Annotated in this window: 23 protein-coding genes, 1 tRNA gene and 1 other RNA gene; 5 read left to right on the top strand and 20 right to left on the bottom strand. The window is 25.8% G+C overall.

Features of this window, described 5'->3' with window-relative positions; translation table 4 throughout:
- Positions 1–9 precede the first annotated feature (9 nt).
- The gene (locus tag MFL_RS01210; RefSeq protein ID WP_011183125.1) at positions 10–321 is read right to left on the bottom strand and encodes an Asp23/Gls24 family envelope stress response protein; all 312 of its coding nucleotides are present in this window, start codon (positions 319–321) and stop codon (positions 10–12) included.
- Between the two features lie 155 nt (positions 322–476).
- Between MFL_RS01210 and rpmB the strand changes: the two genes are divergently transcribed.
- Entirely contained in the window at positions 477–677 is a 201-nt protein-coding gene (rpmB, locus tag MFL_RS01205) for a 50S ribosomal protein L28 (RefSeq protein ID WP_011183124.1), read from the top strand.
- A 37-nt stretch (positions 678–714) separates the two neighbouring features.
- Here rpmB and MFL_RS01200 read toward each other — a convergent pair whose 3' ends face one another.
- A complete protein-coding gene (locus MFL_RS01200; protein WP_011183123.1) occupies positions 715–1,458 on the bottom strand; it encodes a hypothetical protein in 744 nt (247 codons plus the stop codon).
- A 54-nt stretch (positions 1,459–1,512) separates the two neighbouring features.
- Here MFL_RS01200 and MFL_RS01195 point away from each other — a divergent pair.
- Positions 1,513–1,597, top strand: a tRNA-Leu gene (locus MFL_RS01195).
- A 109-nt stretch (positions 1,598–1,706) separates the two neighbouring features.
- Positions 1,707–2,144, top strand: coding sequence for a hypothetical protein (locus MFL_RS01190; protein ID WP_011183122.1), 438 nt, complete (start codon positions 1,707–1,709; stop codon positions 2,142–2,144).
- An 8-nt stretch (positions 2,145–2,152) separates the two neighbouring features.
- Here MFL_RS01190 and MFL_RS01185 read toward each other — a convergent pair whose 3' ends face one another.
- From MFL_RS01185 to mgtE, 8 genes are read right to left on the bottom strand one after another with little or no spacing between them, the layout of a single operon-like run.
- Positions 2,153–2,776 carry a thiamine diphosphokinase gene (locus tag MFL_RS01185; RefSeq protein ID WP_011183121.1) on the bottom strand — a complete coding sequence of 208 codons (624 nt, stop codon included), beginning with the start codon at positions 2,774–2,776 and terminating at the stop codon, positions 2,153–2,155.
- The gene (gene rpe, locus MFL_RS01180) at positions 2,769–3,440 is read right to left on the bottom strand and encodes a ribulose-phosphate 3-epimerase (RefSeq protein WP_011183120.1); all 672 of its coding nucleotides are present in this window, start codon (positions 3,438–3,440) and stop codon (positions 2,769–2,771) included. The genes MFL_RS01185 and rpe overlap by 8 nt, the downstream gene beginning before the upstream one ends.
- Positions 3,440–4,336 (bottom strand): ribosome small subunit-dependent GTPase A, encoded by an 897-nt coding sequence (gene rsgA, locus MFL_RS01175; RefSeq protein ID WP_011183119.1) that lies wholly within the window; start codon positions 4,334–4,336, stop codon positions 3,440–3,442. The genes rpe and rsgA overlap by 1 nt, the downstream gene beginning before the upstream one ends.
- Before the next feature lie 9 nt (positions 4,337–4,345).
- Positions 4,346–5,506: a serine/threonine-protein kinase gene (locus MFL_RS01170; protein ID WP_011183118.1), complete on the bottom strand. Its 1,161-nt coding sequence runs from the start codon at positions 5,504–5,506 to the stop codon at positions 4,346–4,348.
- Between the two features lies 1 nt (position 5,507).
- Positions 5,508–6,272, bottom strand: coding sequence for a PP2C family protein-serine/threonine phosphatase (locus tag MFL_RS01165; protein WP_011183117.1), 765 nt, complete (start codon positions 6,270–6,272; stop codon positions 5,508–5,510).
- 26 nt (positions 6,273–6,298) lie between these two features.
- The gene (locus MFL_RS01160) at positions 6,299–7,642 is read right to left on the bottom strand and encodes a hypothetical protein (RefSeq protein ID WP_011183116.1); all 1,344 of its coding nucleotides are present in this window, start codon (positions 7,640–7,642) and stop codon (positions 6,299–6,301) included.
- A 53-nt stretch (positions 7,643–7,695) separates the two neighbouring features.
- A complete protein-coding gene (trmB, locus tag MFL_RS01155) occupies positions 7,696–8,367 on the bottom strand; it encodes a tRNA (guanosine(46)-N7)-methyltransferase TrmB (protein ID WP_011183115.1) in 672 nt (223 codons plus the stop codon).
- An 8-nt stretch (positions 8,368–8,375) separates the two neighbouring features.
- Entirely contained in the window at positions 8,376–9,782 is a 1,407-nt protein-coding gene (gene mgtE / locus MFL_RS01150) for a magnesium transporter (RefSeq protein ID WP_011183114.1), read from the bottom strand.
- A gap of 49 nt (positions 9,783–9,831) precedes the next feature.
- On the opposite strand from mgtE, the gene ssrA reads away from it, so the two are divergent.
- Positions 9,832–10,239: a transfer-messenger RNA gene (gene ssrA / locus MFL_RS01145) on the top strand.
- Between the two features lie 40 nt (positions 10,240–10,279).
- Here ssrA and MFL_RS01140 read toward each other — a convergent pair.
- A complete protein-coding gene (locus MFL_RS01140) occupies positions 10,280–11,398 on the bottom strand; it encodes a serine hydrolase domain-containing protein (protein ID WP_011183113.1) in 1,119 nt (372 codons plus the stop codon).
- 176 nt (positions 11,399–11,574) lie between these two features.
- On the opposite strand from MFL_RS01140, the gene add reads away from it, so the two are divergent.
- Positions 11,575–12,579 carry an adenosine deaminase gene (add, locus tag MFL_RS01135; protein ID WP_011183112.1) on the top strand — a complete coding sequence of 335 codons (1,005 nt, stop codon included), beginning with the start codon at positions 11,575–11,577 and terminating at the stop codon, positions 12,577–12,579.
- 42 nt (positions 12,580–12,621) lie between these two features.
- Here add and MFL_RS01130 read toward each other — a convergent pair whose 3' ends face one another.
- The 9 genes from MFL_RS01130 to recA all read right to left on the bottom strand — a co-directional run bounded on the left by MFL_RS01130 (position 12,622) and on the right by recA (position 22,153).
- Entirely contained in the window at positions 12,622–14,751 is a 2,130-nt protein-coding gene (locus MFL_RS01130) for a PTS transporter subunit EIIC (protein WP_011183111.1), read from the bottom strand.
- Between the two features lie 39 nt (positions 14,752–14,790).
- Positions 14,791–15,024 (bottom strand): hypothetical protein, encoded by a 234-nt coding sequence (locus MFL_RS01125; RefSeq protein WP_023025545.1) that lies wholly within the window; start codon positions 15,022–15,024, stop codon positions 14,791–14,793.
- Between the two features lie 78 nt (positions 15,025–15,102).
- Positions 15,103–15,591: a hypothetical protein gene (locus MFL_RS01120; RefSeq protein ID WP_011183109.1), complete on the bottom strand. Its 489-nt coding sequence runs from the start codon at positions 15,589–15,591 to the stop codon at positions 15,103–15,105.
- A 9-nt stretch (positions 15,592–15,600) separates the two neighbouring features.
- Positions 15,601–15,831, bottom strand: a complete 231-nt coding sequence (locus MFL_RS01115; RefSeq protein WP_011183108.1) for a hypothetical protein — start codon at positions 15,829–15,831, stop codon at positions 15,601–15,603.
- A gap of 9 nt (positions 15,832–15,840) precedes the next feature.
- Positions 15,841–16,290 (bottom strand): SsrA-binding protein SmpB, encoded by a 450-nt coding sequence (gene smpB / locus MFL_RS01110; protein ID WP_011183107.1) that lies wholly within the window; start codon positions 16,288–16,290, stop codon positions 15,841–15,843.
- Between the two features lie 19 nt (positions 16,291–16,309).
- Complete coding sequence (gene rnr, locus MFL_RS01105; RefSeq protein WP_011183106.1) at positions 16,310–18,424, bottom strand: ribonuclease R; 2,115 nt, start codon at positions 18,422–18,424, stop codon at positions 16,310–16,312.
- A 52-nt stretch (positions 18,425–18,476) separates the two neighbouring features.
- On the bottom strand, positions 18,477–19,439 hold the full coding sequence (locus tag MFL_RS01100; RefSeq protein WP_011183105.1) for a Gfo/Idh/MocA family protein: 963 nt from the start codon (positions 19,437–19,439) through the stop codon (positions 18,477–18,479).
- Between the two features lie 72 nt (positions 19,440–19,511).
- On the bottom strand, positions 19,512–21,023 hold the full coding sequence (rny, locus tag MFL_RS01095) for a ribonuclease Y (protein WP_011183104.1): 1,512 nt from the start codon (positions 21,021–21,023) through the stop codon (positions 19,512–19,514).
- An 89-nt stretch (positions 21,024–21,112) separates the two neighbouring features.
- Positions 21,113–22,153 carry a recombinase RecA gene (gene recA, locus MFL_RS01090; RefSeq protein ID WP_011183103.1) on the bottom strand — a complete coding sequence of 347 codons (1,041 nt, stop codon included), beginning with the start codon at positions 22,151–22,153 and terminating at the stop codon, positions 21,113–21,115.
- Position 22,154 lies beyond the last annotated feature (1 nt).

The following is a 22,154-nucleotide window of genomic DNA, read 5'->3' as shown; positions in this document are numbered from 1 at the left end:
TTATTGCTTTTAAGCTAAATCGTCAACCACAACATCTACCATGTATTTCATAGTAAATTTTGAGATTTTTTCTAATTCGTATTTTACTCTAATTTGTATTTCTTTTATAACATCTTTGATATTAACACCAGATAATATTATAACATGTATTCTGAAACGAGTTATATTGTCAGTGTTCGTAAACTCAATAGCGTTGTTAATATCATTTGTTGCAATCTCATCATAAGAATCTGCATTAAAATTAGAAAATGAAACTACACCAGGAACTGTTACTATTGCATCTTTAATAACTTTAATCACTGATTTGTCTATTGTGTTCACAAAATCACCTTACTTTCACTTATATTATTTTAACAATATTATATAAAAGTTGGGTAAAAAAGCAAAATTTTATTATATATGTTGTATTATCTCTTTATTTTTAGTATTATTTTTTTAGTGTTATTAATCTTAACTATAGACAGAGGTGAAATGAGATGGCAAGAAAAGATATGTTAACTGGTAAAAGTGCGTTATCTGGTAATTCAAGATCACACGCTTTAAATGCAACAAAAAGAAAATGAAATTTAAACTTACAAAAAGTTAAAGTTATGGACGAAAACGGTAATGTATTCACTATCAAAGTTTCAGCAAGAACTTTAAGAACTTTAAAAAAACAAAACGTAGTTGTTGCTTAATAAAATAAAACACATGCTTAAACGCATGTGTTTTTTTCTAAAAGTTTTTTCTATTTTCTTTAAATGTTATAACAATTTGCTCAATATCTTTTTCATTTAGAATTTCTATTACCTGCTCTTTGGTTCAATCAAACTCTTGTAATAAATTAATTAATTTTTCTTGTTTTATATATGCACCAAGAAAATTTGAATTTTCTAAAGCTTCAGTTGTTAGTGATATCAATTTAAAAGTATTTTTTTCATCAGGATATTTTTTAATAATTTTATTGTAAACAAATTTTGAATAACTCTTATATATTTCTCTTTTTCTTTCTTCTCTTTTTTGTTCAATAACTTTTTTAGAGTTATTATTAGATTCATTTTTAGAATTTAATTTTGCTAATTTTTTTTCAATCTTTTCTTGTTCAATTTTAATTTCTCAATCAGCCATTAAGTTGTTTTTTTCAATTGTTTTTTCATCATTATTAGCATTTGCAAAAATATCTAAAGTTTCTAATTCAGAAATAATTTTATAACTAATTAATAATGAAGGAATGTTAATTGAACACATAAATAATAATAAGTTAGTTACTCCTATTTTTCTTTTCTTATACGAAATTGTATAAAAAATAATTAGTGAAATAATTGAAACAATTGGTAACACAGCTAATATAGCTACTATAACTTGCTTCAATGAAACACAAACAAAGATTATAACTGCAATGATTAATAAATTGAAAAGTATTGTAACTAGTATATTAAATATATTTAGCATCAGTATTTTATTTTCTTGTTTTTTCATAATACCTCTTTCATTAGAATTATTTTACCAAAAAAAGTATTATAATTGTTATATGCCTCCTTGGCGGAATTGGCAGACGCATCAGACTCAAAATCTGACGAGGAAACTCGTATCGGTTCGACCCCGATAGGAGGCACCAATCTCAAAAAAAATTTAGGACTATGAGTCCTTTTTTTGTTCTTTATATTTAAGTTTGTTTTTCTTCTAAGTATTTAATATAATAAATAAAAAGAAAAGGGTTTTTATTTATGCCATGAAAAATAGTTAAAAATGAAAAAGAAGTTATAGTAACACAAGACGAATTAGGTTCTTTTAAAGAAAAAGAAGATGCAATATCAGAAGCAAAAAAACTAGCTAGAGAACATAAATTAATAGCTAAAATATATGAAAATAACGAAAACACTCATTCAACAGAAGAAATGACAATAGATTACACTAGCTTTTTCAATTCGCATGAGATTCATGAAAGATCTTTAAGTGAATTAAAGTTAGCCAAAGCCGAAGTAAACGTTGCTAAACTTGAATTGGATCAAAGAAAACAAGAATTAAAATCTAATAAAAATGAATTTGAAAAAATAACTTTTAAAGCTAAAATAAGAAATGCTAAAATAAGACTTAAAAAAGCTAAACTAAATTTAAAAGCTGCGGAAAAAAGAATTAAATTGCAAGAAAAAAAGGAAATTTAATTCCTTTTTTATTTTGTTGCAATGCAAATAATTTCATCATCAGAATAAATTATTGGGTTTTTATTTAATACTATTGCATTAGAAATACATGTATTTTCCCAAGCCTTTAATTCTAAGTTTTCACATTCATATTTTAAGTTTTTTAAAGTTATTTTAGTATCAACTTTAGAAAAGAAGCTTACATAAGTGTATACTTGAAAATTTTCAAAACTTAGTTCTGTTTTCCCTTTATTCAATTTAAATATTACACTTTCATCGTTCATTAATTTTATTCCATATTTAAATATTAAATTTAAAATTGAAAAATTCATGTCATATCTTTTTGTTGGATTTGCTATAAATACTATATTTGCTGTTGAAGAAATTTTCTTAGCTTCAATAATTGCAATTTCTCCATCTAAATAATCTTTTTCACTAGATAATATATTAATTTTTTTAGCATAAGATTTAATTATTTCAATTTCTTCATCAAGAACTTGATCAAAATCAGATATAGCTAAATCTATTTTTATTTTTTTATCTATTAAATCTAAGCAACCACGCTCTACACCAATAATAAAAGATTCATCATTATTAAATATATTTAAATTTATGTTTGTTTTAGCTGCAACAATAATAATATTTTTAATCATGTTTTAAAGATTCAACTTTCTCTAAAAAGTTTTTGCTTTCAAATAAATAGCTTCCTGCAACTATCATTTCTACACCTGCATCGATAGCTTTTTTACTAGTTTCATCATTAATTCCACCATCAATTTCAATAGAATAAGTGTATCCATTTGTTTTTTTCAATTCAGCTAAATGTTTTACTTTTTCTAAAACTTCGGGAATGAATGATTGACCACCAAATCCTGGCTCTACACTCATTATCAAGATGTTTTCTAATTTATCTATTCATTTATTTAAAACTTTTATATTTGTCTTTGGTGAAACAGCTAAACTAAACATTATATTATTTGTTTTACATATGTTATAAAACATATTTATTTCTTTTTTAGACATTGATTCAACATGCATTGTCATCATAGTAGGTTTACATTTAATGTATTCTGAAAAAAAGTCTTCAAACCTTTTTGTTTTTACTTTAACCATAAAGTGTATATCAATTTTAAAGTCGCTTGAATTAACGATATCTTTTAAAACTTTTGATCCAAATGTTAAATTAGGAACAAAATCATAATCCATAACATCATAATGTATTCATTCAATGTTAGCTTCTTTACATCTTTTTATTTCATTTTTTAAATCTGCAAAATTAGCTGATAAAAAACTAGGAGCTATTGTTATTTTTTGCATTAGTATTTTACCTTTCTGTTTGATATTTCTTCATATATCTTTTTATAATCTTCGTATATAAAAACTGGTATTTTATTTTGTTCAACAGCTTCTTTTACACCACATTTTTTTTCATGAATATGTATGCAATCTATAAATTTACAGTCATTGTTAAAATTGTTTAAAATCTTAGATGTTCTTAAAATATCTTCTATTTCCAAATTAACTAATTCAAAACTTGAAAAACCTGGTGTATCAGCTATTAAAATATTATCTGGTAAATTATAAATTTTAACATTTGTAGTAGTATGTTTACCTCTATTCAATTTAAGAGATATTTCATTTGTTTTAATTTGATATTGGAATAAATAATTATTAAGAGTAGTTGATTTTCCAGCACCTGTTTGTCCTGTAAAAAAAGAAACCTTATCAATCATTTTTTTTCTTAAATTATCTATTTCATTTAAATAGTTCTTATTTTCAATATTATCTAAAACAACAATTTCATACCCTAATTCTTTATAAGAATTAATTTTGTTTGTTACTTCATCATAATATTTAGTTTTAACTAACAGCTCATTTTTTGTAAAAAGAAGGATAGGTTTTATTTTTTTTGCTTCAATCATAAAAATATATTTATTTAAAATATATGAAGCAAAAAGGGGTTCAAATAGTGATGTTACAATAATAACTTGATCAACATTTGCGATACGCGGTCTGTATATTTCATTCTTCCTTGAAAGAATTTTTGTAATATTCCCTTTTTCATTTTCAATAAGTTCGAATTCAACATCATCACCAACTAAAGGTTTTATTTCTTTTTTTACATTGCCCTTTATGAATACTTCATATATTTTTTGCTCTTCTGTAAGAATAAAACTGACATTACTATCTATTTGAATAATTTTTCCCTTCATTTTTACCTCCTATCAAATTAAAACAAAAATTAATAAAACGAATATTATAAAAATGCAAGCTACTATAGGAACAACTTTAGCATTAATAAAAGTTGAAATAAATGTATTAAATTTTTTATTTTCATTTTCTAATTTTTTGATGCTATCAGTTCTGTAAGGCTCATTTTTACTTTTTTTAATTATTATTTTTTCGCCTCTACCAATTGCTTTTAAATCTCTTGCAACTTCATTGGCTGTTTTATATCTTTCTGCCACATTCTTTTCTAAACATTTCATAATTATGTATTCTAAACTCTTATCAATTGAAGGATTTATAACTGATGGTGAAACAATTTCTGCAACTAAAGTTTGATCAAGCAAATATGAATTTCTATCTTTTCTAGCTTTGTCATCTTGAGGTTTAAATAACCTTGGATCATTTATTTTTATCAGTTCAACTCCAGTTGTTGCTTCATACATCATTACACCTAATGAATAAATATCTGATTGAAATGAAACTTTATCTTCACTAGAACTATCTGTTTCAATGTATTGTTCTGGTGATGCAAATCTTGGAGTTCCTGGTGAAGAAGGTTTTAGCGTTTTTTTAGCATTTCCACCTTCATAAACAAATCCTTTAACATGAGAAATACCAAAATCAGTTATTTTTATTTTTTTGTCTTTTGATAATAAAATATTTCCCGGTTTTATATCACGATGAATCATGTTCATATCATGAACTCCTTGAAGACCTAAGGCTATTTCACTAAAATAGTAAATTATTTCTTCAAAAGTTAAAGTTCCGTCTTTTTCTTTTAGCATGTCTTGTAAGGATTGACCATCTACATATTCCATTACAATTAATAAAAAGTTTTCTCATTGAAGATAATCTTGAATTTTGACAACTCTAGGATTAAAAATTTGAGTAGAGTATTTCTTAATTTCATCTCTTATTTCTTGTTCTCTTAATCTATCATTTTCATTTTTGATATTTGGGACAAACATTAACTTGATGGCTAAAAAACTTTCACTTGAATAGTTTTGATTACTCAAATCTTTAGCTTTATATACTAAACCAAAAGTACCTCTACCTATTTCATTTATTAATAAATAGTTTCCACTTATTTTTTTATTTGCAAAATAATCAACTGGAATCTCATCTATTCTTGTATATTTTTTTTCATCTTGCATATTACTCACCCATCATTTCTACTATTAATAAAGACAGGTTATCTGTTGAAAAGTTATTCATAGCAAATTCGATAATATCTTTAGCTTTTGATTTAAGTCTTCTCTTTGAACTTAAAATTTCAGTAAAAGTCTCAGCATCAATATAATCATGAACTCCATCAGTTGTTAAAACAAAAGTTCCTACATTGTCGTTAAGTAAATATGTATCAATCTTAGTATTTTTATTTGGCCCTAGTGCACTAGTTAATACTTTTCAATATGTCATTTCATTAAATTTTGCACCTAAATAGTTTTTAATTTCTTCTTTTCTTTTTTCTCTATTATCTTTATCATTTCACAAGTTTTGATCAACTGTGATTTGATTTAGTTTTCCGTCTTTTAATCTATATGTTCTTGAATCTCCAATATTAACTACAAAAGCTTTTTTTTCTACAAAAAGAACTGCTGTTAGAGTTGTACCCATATCATGTGTTTCATAAAAAACATCAACATGATCTTTCATTTCTTGAACTATTTGTTTAACAGAATCTCTTAATCATTGATTTATTTGATTATCATCCTTTTCTAAAAAAGTTTCTTTCTCAAATAATCTTATAAATGTTTCAACTGCCATTTTTGATGCTAATTCACCGTGAGCATGACCACCCATACCATCACAAACAATAGCAAAAAGACAACCTTCGTTGTTTGTAGTGTAGCCTAAAAAATCTTGGTTTGATTTTCTTACTCTACCTATATCACTCATTGATTGAATTTTATATCTCATTTGAATAAGCCCTCAGTATTTTCTTTTTATATTTTATCATTTTTTCTATGCTTCTTTTTTAGTTTTTTTAATAATTCTGGCAACAATATTGAGCTAAACATCAATATACTGATAGAAAATAAAATTATAGATTTTAAGTATTTACTTTCTTTAATATTTTTAAACTGTGGATTTTCATCATATATTTCACCATCAATTCAAGATGGGTTTTCACTATCTATGTTCTCATTATTTGATTCATTTCAATTATTAGAGTATAGGTGTATATTAATTTCTAAGGTTCCATAAATATAGGTTTTATATTTATATTTTACATCTATAATTCATTTATCTTCTCTTTCTTTTTCAATAAAAAGAATATCATCAAATAAAAATGCAAGTGAGTCAAATTTCGAAATTAAAAATTCTTTGTTTACAATAGAATAATTTTCAACAAAAATTTCTTTTGCTAGTCCTATATTGGTGATATTAAAAGTTTGTAAAAAAATTACTTTTAGTTTTAAGGGAGTTAATGGTTTAAGAAAAGCATCTTTCTCTATAATATAGCTTTTTGAAACTTCAATCTCCATTGTCTTTATCAAATTTGGGGTAATTTCTGATAAATCATTTAAATTATTATTTGACAGTTGAATTCCAGAAAAGAAATAGAAAAAAATTTGAGAATTTAAATTTAGTTGATCTATCATTTGTAATAATTTATTATTCAATTCTTTATTAATATTATCAATACTATTTGGCATTTTTGAAGGATCATATTTTACTTCTAAACTTTGATTATCAAAAATTTCGTAGTCTATTTTAGGAATTAAAAAAACTTCAATTTGACTAACACTTAAAGTTCTTTGTTTAAACAAATTTGTAGATTTAATTGCAGCCTCTTTGGCACGGTTATTTGTAATTATTGTTGTTAATTTATAATCTTGTTTTATTTCTAAATCTGCCATTAAAAAACTTTGATATTCAATTTTATTTGATGTTCCAATTTCTTCTAATACATAGTTATTTATTTTAGCTTTTGAAGATATTTCATTTCTAACTAATAATGAAATACCATTTTTTGTTGAAATTACATTATTGTTTTTATCAATTATTCTTTCAAGTATTTGATACTCTATTTTAAAATTATAATACTCAAAAGTATACTTTTTGAAATCAGTTAAATTAACAACAAATGTATAATTATAATTTGAATGCCATAAATCTCCATTATTTAAATTTTGATTAAAATTTATGTTTGTAGAATACATTTTTGATGGATACTCTATTTCATTTTTAAAAATTTTTTGATTATTTATTTTTGGTCCTGATTTAAAATTAATATTTTGATTAAAACTAAATATAAAAAATAAAAATGTAAGAATTAGATTCACGATAAACCACCTCTTGATATTATTAATAAAAAAACTTGGATTTCTCCAAGTTTCTAAAAAGTTTTTTTAATAATTAATTTATTTATATTTTTACCAGCTGTATGAAATTTTGTCTCATATTCAGTAGGTATATTATTTTTTAAAGCCTCAATATCTGAATATAAATCAGTTGTTTGATATATAAGTTCTCAGTTTTTATTTTCAGCTATCTCTTCTAATGAAAAAGCAAATAATCCATCATTATCTGTTTTAAACTCAAGTATTCCATGAGATTTTATTATGTTGGCATATATGTCTAAAAATGTTCTATATGTAAGTCTTTTTTTAGAATGTCGAGCCTTTGGTCAAGGATCAGAAAAGTTTAAATAAATTTTATCAATTGATGATGGGGCAAAAATATCTGATAAGTCTTCAGCAAAATCATTAAAGTACTTTAAATTAGTTACTTCTTTATTTCTTTGTTCAAATTCTGCTAAAGTTTTTTTCAATGCTACTCCAACAACAGTTTCTTCTTTTTCCATTCCAATAAAATTAATATCTGATTCTTTTAATGCATGGTTTGTAATAAAATTTCCTTTACCACAGCCAATTTCTAAGTGAACTGGTTGCTTTTTATTATTGAATAAATCAGATAAATTAATTTTTGTTTCTTTATCTCAACTAATTAAATATTTATCATTTTTTTCTAAATATTCCTTTACTCAAGGTTTATTTCTTAATCTCATATTTTCTCCTAAACTATAATTAATGCAAACCCAATAAATACAAGTACACACATTATATCAACTAAACTAGTTATTAATGGTGAAGATGCAATTGTTGGATCTCTTTTTATTTTTTTCAATATTAGTGGTAGTAAAATACCCAATAAATTAGCTAGCATAACTACAACTAAAATTCCTAAAGTTGAAAACAAGATAACCATTCATTCCATATGATTAATTGAGCCACCGCCCTGTATAGCATATATAATCAATAATCTAATTACATTTATAAACGATAATGTTATACCCAGTAAGAAACCAACTATTAACTCTTTTATAAAAATAGTTTTAATTTCTTTTTTATGAACTTGGTTTAAAGCTAATGATCTTATCATCATTAATGATGATTGATTCGCTATATTACCAGATACACCAGCTAAAACAATTAATATTGGTATCATCATAATCATTTCTCTACCTGAAGATAAGTTTTTTAATCCATCAACTAGGTTAAACATAATTAACATAATAACATGTGTAACTATTCCAATTAATAATAAAATTGATAATCATACAATTCTAGATTTATACATTTTAAATATACTTGTTTCAAAGTAATCTGATTCAACATTATCCGCATCAATACCTGCAAAATTTTGAATATCTTCTGTTGATTCTTCAACTAATACGTCAATAACATCATCCACAGTTATAATACCTACTAATTGTTGGTTTTTATTTACAACAGGTAATGTATTTATATCATAGCGTTTAAAATAGTTAGCAACTTCTTCTTGATCCATTTCTACGTTAACACTAATAATTTTTGAATTCATTATTTTTTCAAGTTTAGTTTCTGGTGTATTTATTAAAAGTTGTTTTAATTCTAATCAACCTAATAATTTATTTTGTTCATCAATAATAAATAAATCATCTATTTCATCATAGTCTTCGTGACGACGTTTAATAGCTTTAATTGCCATTTCAACGGTATTATCCGCTTTAAGTTCAGTAAAGTTGATACTCATTATAGCACCAGCAGTATGTTCTTTGTACTTAAGAATATTGTTTAATTCTTTTCTAACATCTTTTGTGGTTGCTTTTAAAATCTTTTTAACAACTTCACTTGGCATTTCATCAATTAAATCAACAATATCATCAGTGTAAAGTTCATCTAAGATTTCTTGTATTTCTGTATTAGTAAAAGCTTCGATAATATATTCTTGATGTTCAGAGTCTAAATATGTAAAAATCTCTGCAGCTTCTTCAAGCTCCAATAATCTAAATATTTTTAATACTTTCTTACTTTCAAATTGTTCCATTGCCTCAGCAAAATCAACAAATTGAAATTCCTTAGAAATACTTCTTATTTTTTTAACATCTTTTTCTTCTAAAGCTTTTTCAAGCATTTCTTCAATATGATCTAGTTTCAACATAATTTACCTTTCATGAACTTCTTATTTATATATTGTATAATAAATTTATGGGGATGTCCTGGTTTCGACAGGATACTCTGGTCATATAATAGCAGTGGTGTGGTAGACCATAATACTTCTAGGTTTGATAAAATGCAAACAAAAACGAAGAAAACACAAACGAAGTTCCAACATTTATGTTAAATGCTGGACAAGCAAATTACGCTTTCGCTTAATTTGACTTAAATACAAATATACGTTTGGCAATTTTTAATAGTCTTGGAATCTGTTAATTATTGTACATACCAATTCCAATAGAAATTATGATCGTAATAAATAATTTTGAAACTCAATTACGGATGTTATATTAGTCTTTTGATAATTTTATTTAATATAGCAAATTAGAAAATTATCTAAACTGTAGAATTTATATGATTCGGTATTTTGGACGTGGGTTCGATTCCCACCATCTCCACCATTATTAAGAAAAAACAACCTAGTTAGAAATAACTAGGTTTTTATTTTATTATGTTAAGTTCTCTTAAATCTTTATAAACAGCACCGAATAATTCTGTTTGAACAATTCTATTATTACCTGGGTAACTAGAACTTAAAAAGGTCATTGTTATATTATTCTTAGGGTCAACAAGCCCAGCACTGCCTAAAGCTCCATCTCAACCAAATTCCCCAATTTCTGTTAAAGGGTCTAATTCATTTCTCAATCTTACTCTAACTCCGTATCCATAAGAATAATCTTTATTAAAAGTTCATTTAAAAGTTTCTTTGATATCTTTTAATTGATCGCTTCTCATTTCTTCAAGTAATTCAGATTCTAAATATTGTATTCCATTGATTTTTCCATCTATTAAGAAATTCAAAAACTTTGAGTAATCATCAGCTGTAGAAAATAATCCGCTGCCACCCAATGAAGCTGCTGGTTGTTTATTTGTAAACGGCATAAGGAAATGAAAATCTTTATTAGAAACTAATTTGTTTCCATCTATTGTTTTTTTAAATTCATATACTTGTGTTTTTCTATTTAAATCTTTTATATAAAAAGCAGTATCTTGCATCTCTAAAGGTGCAAGTATATTTTCATTAACAAAATCATTAAATCCTTGATTTGAAATCTTTTCAATTATTCCACCGATGATATCGAGTGAAACACCATAATGTCACTCAGCTCCTGGTTTAGAAATTACCTTAGCTTTACTAATTTTTTCACAAAAATTTTGTAAAGATATATTTTCATTTTCAACCAAGTCAAAAGCATCTTTAATTTCTTTTCCACTTTCTGAGTTATTTCAAAAATAAGTCAATCCAGATGTCATATTCAATAAATGCTTTATTTTAATTTCTTCATTAAAATCTGAGTAAAAATAACAAATTTTATCTTCAAAAGATAATAATCCTCTTTGTATCAATAGTAAACATGCAATAACTGTAATTGGTTTTGTCATTGAATACAATGCAAATATGTTGTCATTGTTCATTTTAACTTCTTCCTCAAGATTTGAATACCCAAAACTATTAAAATAAATTGTTTTGTTTTCATTAGTTATTTTTAATACAACCCCATTAAATAATTTATTATCTATAAATTCATTTAACTTATTTTCAGTGTTTTTTCAATTCATTTTAGTACCTCTATTTTGACTAATATCACAATGAATAAAATAAAAAATTATTCATATTTATTCGACACATTTTTTTTATTTTAACATAAAAAAGTAATTATATTGTGTTTCAAAAATACCTTTTGTTTATTAGTATTTTGATATTATAAGTTCATATTTTTAAATAAAGGAGTTGTATGAAAAATATTGAAAATATGCCAAAAATTGAATTACATGTACATATAGAAGGGACTTTAGAAGCTAAAACAGTTTTAGCTAAAATTGAACAAAAGCAATTAAATTTTGATCCTATGTACTTAGAAAAATTATCAAAGCCACCCGTTTTTACTAGTTTGTCTGATTTTTTAAAAGACTACTATAAAAATATGGCTGTCTTAGAGAATCAACAAGACTTTTTTGATTTAGCTTGAAATCATTTGAAAAATGCAAAAAAACAAAATGTTATCTATACTGAGATTTTCTTTGATCCACAACCTCACATTAAACGAGGCATTCATTTAGATGATGTTATAGATGGTTTGTATCAAGCTTTAGAAAAAGCAGAAAAAGAACTTGATTTAAAAGCAAAGTTAATTATGTGTTTTTTGAAAGATGAAAGCGTTGATGAAGCTTTAAATATTTTAGATATGTCAAAACTTGCTATTGAAAATAAAAAAATTGTTGGAATAGGTTTTGATTCTAATGAAATTGAAAACTGAGCAGCCATTTTTAAACCAGTTGTTGATAAAGCAAGGAATCTAGGCTTAAATGTAACAACACATGCTGCTGAAAATAGTTTTGAACAAGACCCAATTGAGGTTATAAATATTTTAAACCCTGATAGAATTGATCATGGATTATATATTCATAAAAGTTTAGAAGCATTAAAATTAGTTAAAGAAAAAGAAATACATTTATCATTATGTCCTTTGCCTAATTTTTACTCAAAAGCTTGACTTGACCCAAAAACATTTCCTATTCAAGTTTTCTTAGACAATGATATTTCTTTTTCAATAAATTCTGATGACCCTGCATATTTTGGACCTACAACTTTGAATGATAACTATCTTTTAGTTAATCAAAATAATAAAATATCTGAAGAAAAATGAAAAAATCTATTATTAAAAACATTAAATTCAACATTCACTAATACTGAAGAAAAAGAATATTTAAAAGAAAAAATAGAAAACTACTTCAAATAAAAAATGCTTATCTTACGATAAGCATTTTATTTTTAAATATTACTATTTTTTAGATTTTCTTTGTTCATCTAAGATTTTAATCATACGAGGTTTAATAGCTTCTTGTTCTCCACCATAAACAACTTGTACATTTGTTCCTCTAATTAGAGCTCCAGTAGCTCCACCTAAAGAAATAATTCCATCTTTATCAACTAAAGATCCATCTTTAACAGTTAAACGTAAACGGCTAGCACATGCATCAACGTCAACGATATTAGCTTCTCCACCTAAGAATTCGATGATTTTTGTAGCTTTTTGAATTCTTGCTTCTTCAACAGCATCTTTTGCAGATGCTTTTGTAGATTTTCCCTCTTCAATTTTGCTTCCATCAACATTTAATCCTTTTGATGCTTTATATTCAGCTTTTGTTGCTAATTGCACGTTTGTACTTCCATCACGACCTGGTACCATAACATTTCCGTATTTTACTGCAAAGTAGAATCCGAAGAAGTAAGCTGGCGCCATTGCGGCTGAAACTCCTAAGATTGCAAATGCTGATTTAGCTGACATTGCTTTTGATCCAAAGTAAGGGATAACTCCGAATACGATGTAATCAATAAATCCTCCAGAAACAGTCATTGATACGTGAGTTTTGAATAACCCAGCAAATAAGAATGAAATAGCTGCTAAAGGCATATGTACACCATAGAATAATCATGGTGCTAAGAATAAGAATGTATATTCGATTGGTTCTGTAATACCTGTTAAGAAACAAGTAAAGGCTGCTGAGAAGTAAATTCCCATAACTTCTTTTCTGTTTTCTTTAGGTACGTTTAATCACATAGCTAATCCAGCCATTGGTAATCCTAATAACATAAATCCGAATTTACCTGATTGGAATCTACCTATGTTTAACCCTAAAGCTTCTAAGTCTGTAAAGTTTAATACATTAATTTTTGCGATAACTGAATATGCCATAGTTTGATCACCCATTGATTTTCATAAATCAGGATAATCACTTGAAATCATATTTCTAATTGTTTGGAATTTTAATCCTTCTGAAACACCGTTTAAAAGTGTTTCAGCTAAAACTGAATGATTTGCTGATCAAATTTTAACAAATTCTGCTTGTTGTTCTGGAGTTGCTTTGTTGAATGCTTCAGCAATTGAACCTCCAGCATTTGTCCATCATAATGGAGCATAGAATACGTGGTGTAGTCCAAATGGAACTAATGAACGTTCTGCTACTTCATAGATAAATGAATCTAAACCACCAGGTAATTTTCCTGATGCTTGACCAAATGCTGCTAATCCCATACCAACATATGGTCAAATAAACATAAAAATAAATGATAATGGTATAACAGCAACAAAAGTTACAATCGGAACTAATTTTGTTCCGCTAAAGAAACTAATTGCTGATGGTAATTGAGTTTGATGAAATTTATTGTAACATTTAGCTGCGATAGCTCCAACGAAAATACCTGCAAATACTCCTGTATTTAATGAATTTACACCAATATTTGAAGTAATTAAACCATTAGGAATTTTATTAATTCATAATAATGAATAGTAAACTGATCCAGCTCCATCAATTAATTCAAAATTTGAATTAACCATACGAAGATTATCTTCACTAGAACCAATTCCTCAAGCCATTATATTTTGTAAATTAATTGAAGAGTCTGCTCAATTAATTTTACCTTTTCCGTTTGCATCTACAACTACACTAGTAAAATGTTCTCAAACAGCTTTACCATTTTCATCGATACTTGTTTGTACTCATAAGTTTGTTGTATCAATGTTTAATTGTTGAGTATGTAATAACGCTGCTTGCATACCATTCATAACTAAGAAACCTACAACAGCTGTAATAGCTGCAATTCCTGAGTCTTTAGTATATGCAAGGGCAACTGAAATACAGAACAGTACTGGTAAGTTCCCAAAACATACATCACCCATTTTATTAAGCAATGATCCTAAGAAATAACCAAAAGTACCATCAACTGAATTTGAAGCTATAGCTGACCCTACACCTAAGAATACTCCCGCGATTGGAAGTAAAGCAATAGGTAAAAGGAAAGCTTTACTTAGTTTTGAAAGTGTAGGCATAATGTTTCCACAACCCTTTTTGAACATTTCTCAAGAGTTTTTAGCACTACTTTTTCATTCAATAGAAGAAAAACTTTTCATCTTTTTTCCCTTTCATAATTTGTTTTTAATGGTGCAAAATTAGACTAACATCATTAATCCTGAAAACGCCATAACAAATCCAAATAAAGATAGAAAAATAGGGAAATTCTTTTTAGTGAATTCTCAAATAGTTTGACTTTCTTTATTTCTTCTATAAAACTCATCATGAATCTTTGATCTGTTCTTAACCCAAAAAGCTAACACACCAAAAATCACCATTATTAATAGACCGATAATCATTATAATTAATCCTAATAATTTGTTTGTTTCCATTTTGCACCTCATTGTATATTTTCACATAAAAAAAGATAAAAAGGTTTTATTTGGGAAATTATTCCAAATAAAACCATGTTATGTATTAAAACCTCTATTTTTGCTTCCGGTTTTTTTAATTCATTCTTCTTTTTTTAAATCAGAAGTTTTTTCTTCTAATTGGACAAAAAATATATCTTTTAAATTCTTTTTATTTTCTTTCATATAATTGTTTATAGTTTCAAACTCATTTTCAATTATTTTTGAAATTAATTCTTTTGACTCACGTTTAAAATCATCAGTCTCAAATATATATATAGGCAGGAAAAAATCATTTTTTTCAACTTTAGCAAAAGTTAAAGCAAATATACCTTTGTTAATATTAAAAGTTTGATCAAATTTAATTGCTTTCTTATTCACAAATAATTCATTTCAAACAATTGAAGAAGAAGTTGTAGAATGTTTTCTTTTTAAATTAAAACCTGATAAAAAACCCCAACAAGCAATAATTAAAGCTATGACAAATATTACTATTAAAATTGCTATTCCCCATGAAGGAAGAGAATTCATATTTGTGCTATTTTCCATAATACTCCTTTAGATTAAAAATACTAATCCTGCTATTGCTAATACTAAACCAAATAAAGAAAGAAAAAGTGTAAAATTTGTCTTTGTAAATTCTCGCATACCTACATATTTTTTTTCAGTTAAAAAATCATCAGACTTCTTAATAGTTTTTCTATAAAACAATGCTATTAAACCAAAACCTATAAAAAATGCTAAACCTATTAATAAAATAATTAATCCAATAGTTTGTTGTCTATTCATATTGTTCTCCTAATATTTATATTTTCGCATTTCTTTTCTTTCAATATCTCTTTTTTTAATTGTTTCTCTCTTATCATGTATTTTCTTACCACGACCTAAACCAATTTCTAATTTAGCATAATTGCCTTTTAAATAAAGTCTTAAAGGTACAATTGTAAGTTTTTCTAGCATTACTCTTTTTAAAATTTTATTAATTTCCTTTTTATGTAGTAACAATTTTCTTGTTCGTAAAGGATCTATACCTTTTACAAAATTTGCATAATCATATTTTTTAATATTTGCATTTATTAAAAATGCTTCTTTTTTTCTGATTAATATAAATGCTTCAGCAATATTTGCTTCATGATTTCTAATAGATTTAATTTCAGGTCCGTAAAGTTCAATTCCTGCTTCTCAAGTTTCAAGTATTTCATAATTAAATTTTGCTTTTTTGTTTAATGCAATAACATGTTCACCCATAACAAGAACCTCCTTACTTTTATTTAACTAAAATAAAGTCAATTTTTCTTTTTCTAATATCAGCGCTTATAACTTTAATTTTAACTTTTTGTCCCATTCTATAAAATGTATTATCATGTTTAATTAGTATTTTATTAGTTTCATCATAAACTATGTTAGGTTCAAGATTTGAAATATGAACCAAACCTTCTACCATATTTTCAAGTTGAACAAAAATACCAAATTTTAATGCTACAGAGATTGTTCCTTCATAAATATTTCCTATTTTATCGCTCATATATTCAACTGTACAAGCTTTAACTACTTCTCGTTCACAGTCTACGCTAGTTGTTTCTGTTTCATTAATTATTACTGATGCTTTTTTGATAAATGCTTCATTCATTTCTAATGCTTTTTGATCATAATCTTTATTAATGATGTATTGTTTTAAATATCTGTGAACAATTAAATCACTGTATCTTCTAATTGGTGAAGTGAAGTGGGTATAACATTTACTTGATAAACCAAAATGCCCAATATTTTCTAATTCATATTTAGCTTTTGCCATATATCTTAAAAGAGATAAGTTTAATAATTCTTCTTCAATAGGATCTTTGGTTTGTTCACTAATTCTTTTTAATGTTTTATTAATGTTTATAGGATCTAACATTTCCAATGGTGTTAATTTAGGATCAATCCCAAATGATTTCAATGATTGATATCATGTAATTAAATCTTCTTCATCAGGTTTATCATGATTTCTATAAATAAATGGTAATTCCATTTCATAAACTATTTCAGCAACAGCTTCATTTGCACTAACCATAAATTGTTCAATCAACTTTTCAGATTCACCAGTTTGTCTTGCTTTAATTTCAATAACGTTACTATTTTCATCCATTATTACTTTTGGTTCTCTAACATCAAAAGTAATTGTTCCACGTTTAATTTTTACTTGTTCAATTAATTTAAATAGTTCAATTGCTTGATCAATCATTGTTCTTGATTCTTCGCAATGATTTCATGTTTTATTTGCAATATATTCATTAACTTCATTATAGTTTAATCTTACTTTTGAAATCATAATTGTTTCATAAACTTCTTTACTAATCATAATTCCATTTTTATCAAACTTCATTTCACATGCTAATGCAAATTTTTTTGTATTTGGATTTAATGAACATAAATCATCACTTAAAATTTTTGGAAGCATAGGTAAGACTCTATTAGCTAAGTAAGTTGAGTTACCTCTTATTAATGCTTCTTTATCTAATGGTGTTTTTGGTTCAACATAATGACTAACATCAGCAATAGCAACATATAATTTAAATTCACCATTTTCTAATTTTTCAACACATATTGCGTCATCTAAATCTTTTGAGTCAATTCCATCAATTGTAACAACCATTTTATCTAATAATGAATTTTTCATTCTTCTGTTTATTTCATCAACTTCATGCTCAACAGGAACATTTACTCTTTCTGCCTCTTTTAAAGTTGCTTTTTCAAACTCTGTTCTAATTTCGAATTCTTCAGCAATGGATAAAATTCTATCACTAGCTTTTCTAGCATCACCTATTACTTTTTTAAGTCTTACAAATAATAATCTTTCTTTAACTGATATTATTTTAGCTTTGACAATTTGGTATTCTTGAATTGGAAATTCTTTTTTATTTAATATCCTAATTCTAAAACCTGTAAATGCTTGATCACTAGGTATAAAATCTAAAAACTTACCATCAAAACTTCTTACTATTTCTCCTATTAAAAATTCTTTAACCCTTAAACATAATTCAACAATTTCAGCTCTTGTTTTTTCTTGGTCTTTAACAACTTTAAAAATAACTTCATCACTATCAAAACATCCATTTAAACTAACAGGGGGAACAAAATAAGCCTCTTCTTCAGGTTGCAATACGTCGTTTACAAATCCAAATCCTTTTGGATTCATTCTCAAGTTTCCTTTTTTAAAAGAACCACCCAATAAATAAACATTTTTTTCAGTAGTGAAAGCAAGAATATTTTCTTCGTTCAGTTCTTTTAAGTAATCTTCTAATTTTGGTAAATCAAAATAGTTTAGCTTCGTTGCTAAACTATTAATTGATATCATTTCATTATTTTCTTTAACTATTTGTAATATTATTTCTTTATTCATACTAATAATTATAAAGTATTAAATGCTTTTTACTCATTTCTTTTATAATAACCTAGTTATTATTTTCAATAATTTCAAGTACTCTTATGGTTTCTATTGTTATATCAAGTCAATAATTCATTTTTTCAAAATCTTTATTTAATATTAGATTAATAAAATCTTTTACTTCATATCACATTGCATTTGATTTAGAAATTTTGATATTAAGTGGAGCAACTCTTAAAATAGAATTGTTTATTGTAAATTCATCTATTGATGTGATGTTTTTAATTTCTACATTTTTATCTTCTGCAAAAATTTGTGAGTTTATTGATTGAAAATTATTCTTTGAACATGTGATAGAAGTTATTATTCCATTTTCATGCGACAAAATTGAATGATTCATAATTCCAACATTGTTTTTTAATCTAACATTTTTTGCAACAACATCTGAAACTTTTCCAAAGAGTTTAATTGCAAGTTCTACAGGATAAACATTTAAATCAAAAGATGATCCTTTACCAAGTTCAAAATCAAAAACAGAATTAAACTTTCCTTGTTTTACATCAGGCATTCTACTTGAATATTGATTTAAATTAAATATAGCCGAATTAACATTATTAGATTCTATAAAACTTTCTAAAATTTTAAGTTCATCAACGTGAACAGATTTTGTTGCTTCCATTAAAATTACTTTATTTTTATTGGCAATTTCTTTTAATTCAATTATTTGTTGTGTTTTAAAAGTTGCTGGTTTTTCTAATATAACATTTTTATGATTATCCAATAAAAGTTTAGTTTGTTCATAATGTAATCCATTTGGAGATGCTATGTAAACAAAATCACAATCAGATTTTGCTAGCTCGTTTAAATCTGTAAGTATTCTAGTATTTGTATTGTTTGTTTCATTTAAAAAACTTAAAGCTGTTTCTTTTTTTCTGCTATAACAAATAGAATATTCAAGCTCAGCAAAATCCTTTGCAGCATCTAAAAATTCTTTTACTATTCATCCAGTTCCAATTGTTGCAAATTTCATATAAAGACCCTCTATTCCTATTTACATTAATTTTAAATCTTTTAGACAAACAAAAAAAGGTTTATCAACCTTTTAATTAAATACTAAGATTTCTCTTTTTTCTCTTATTGCTGTAATTGTTATTTCACCTGGGATAATAACACTATTTTTTAAGTCATTTTTTAGAGTTTCTAATATACCAGCAAGGTCTTTGTCATCAGTAGTTACTGGATCAACAATAACTCTGATTTGTCTTCCTGCTTGAAATGCATAAGTTTTTGAAATTCCAGGAATACTATTCCCAATTTTTTCAATTTCTTTCATTCTTACAATAAAATCTTCTATTGAATTATTTCTAGCACCTGGTTTTGAAGCGCTAATAGCATCCGCTATTGCAACTATGACAGCTATTTCGCTCTCTTTAGCAACATCCTCATGGTGAGCTTCAATTGAATTAATAATAACTTCATCTTCACCATATTTTCTAGCTACTTCAACGCCTAAGAATACGTGGCTACCTGTTTTTTCAAAATCAATTGCTTTACCAATATCATGTAGTAATCCTGCTCTAAGCGCTTGTTTGGCATTTAAACCTAATTCAGAAGCAATACTTGAAGCTATTTTAGCTACTTCGACTGAGTGAAGTAAAACATTTTGACCATAACTTGTTCTATATTTCAATTTACCAACTAATTTAACAAGTTCTTTGTCCATATCATGAATACCAAGCTCATCCATTACTTGATATCCTATTTCTAAAATAGTTTCATCAATTAATTTTTCTTGTACTTTTAATTCCTTTTCGATTTTTATTGGTTGAATTCTTTTATCAATTAATAATTTTTCTAAGGTTTTTGTTGCTATTTCTCTCCTAATCGGATTAAAAGAAGAAATAGTTACCACTTCAGGTGTATCATCAACAATTATTTCAACACCAGCTAATTGTTCAAAAGTTTTAAGATTTCTACCATCTTTTCCGATGATTCAACCTTTTATATCATCATTTGGCAATTTAACTAAATTTGTTGTTTTTTCATTAACAATATCTGTTTTAAATCTTTCCATTGCAGATAAAATAATATTATTTGATAATTCTTTAGCTCTTGCGTGAGCTAAGTTTTCAGCTTGTTTAATCTGACTTACAATTTCATATTGAATTTTTGATTCAACATTTTTCATTAACTCTGCTTTTGCTTCAAAACTTGTCATGTTACTAATAATTTCTAATCTTTTTATAAGCTCTTCTCTTTTATCAGAATAATTTTTTATTCTTTTATCCAAGTCAGTATTTTTAACATCAATTGCTTCTTGTTGTTTGATAATAATAGCTCTTTCCTTGATTAATAAATTATTTTCATTTTCAATGTTTTGTTTAGCGATCTCTAATTTATTTTTTTCAAATTGAAGATTCTCTTCAAATGACTTTTTTTGTTCATTAATTTCTCTATATGTATCTGAGAGAATTTTTTTTCTTTCATTTTTTGCTTCTTTTATCTTTTTTTCATTTAAGACTTTTTGAGATTTAGAAGTCAATATATAAAGTAATGAGCATAGTGATATTATCAAGGCTACTGATACAATAATCAGACCTATAATAATTCCCATTTTTACTCCTTATATAAGTGTGTTTATTAGACACATATATATTATACTTCAAAATGAAGATTAAAAAAATAGATTAAAATAAGAGGCGTCTATGATTTTTCAATAAATTCTTTTAATTCAAATTCTATTTTTGATAGTTTATCAGGGTTTTTATTTAATCATTCTTTTACTGCGTTTTTACCTTGTCCTATTTTTTCTTTTTCATATGAGTATCAAACACCAGATTTATCTAAAATATTATAAAGAGTTGCTAATTCTATTATTTCATTAATTCTTTCAATTCCTTTGTCATAACCAATTGTTATTAGTGTTTGTTTAAAAGGAACAGCAACTTTATTTTTAACAACTTTTACTTTTACTTTGTTAGCAACAACAATTCCATTTTCAATTAAAGATTCACCTTTTCTTACTTCTATTCTTAAAGTAGAGAAAAATTTTAAAGCTCTACCACCAGTCGTTGTTTCTGGATTTCCAAACATTATTCCTATTTTTTCTCTTAATTGATTAATAAAAATTACAGTTGTTTTAGACTTTGAAATTACTCCATTTAATTTTCTAAGAGCTTTTGACATCATTCTTGCTTGAAGTCCTATAGATTGGTCAGACATTTCACCTTCTAATTCAGTTTTAGGAACCAAAGCAGCTACTGAATCAACAACTATCAAACTTATAGAATTAGATTTAACTAGAGTTTCTAAAATATCTAAAGCCTCTTCTCCATAAGATGGTTGACTAACTAACAAGCTATTTATATCAACACCTATTTTTTTAGCATAATTTAAGTCAAGAGAATGTTCTGCGTCAATGAAAGCAGCAATTTCACCTTGTTTTTGTGCTTCAGCAATTGCATGTAATGCAAGTGTGGTTTTTCCTGAAGATTCTGGACCAAATATTTCAACAACTCTTCCCTTTGGATAACCACCTATACCAATTGCTTGATCAATTAAAAAAGAACCCGATGAAATAACATCATGGTCAATATCATCGCCTTCATTATAAACAACTAAAGCTTCTTTACCATAGTTTTTTTCTATTGTTTTTAAAGCCGAAATAAGGGCTTCATTTTTTCAAATTTCATTTTTACTACTCATTGTTTTTAAAGCCCCCTCTACTATTTTACTATTACTCATA

It is taken from the genome of Mesoplasma florum L1 (assembly GCF_000008305.1).
GTDB lineage: Bacteria > Bacillota_I > Bacilli_A > Mycoplasmatales > Mycoplasmataceae > Mesoplasma > Mesoplasma florum.
The sequence above is the reverse complement of the archived record's forward strand: the minus strand, read 5'-3'. Positions and strand labels throughout refer to the sequence as shown.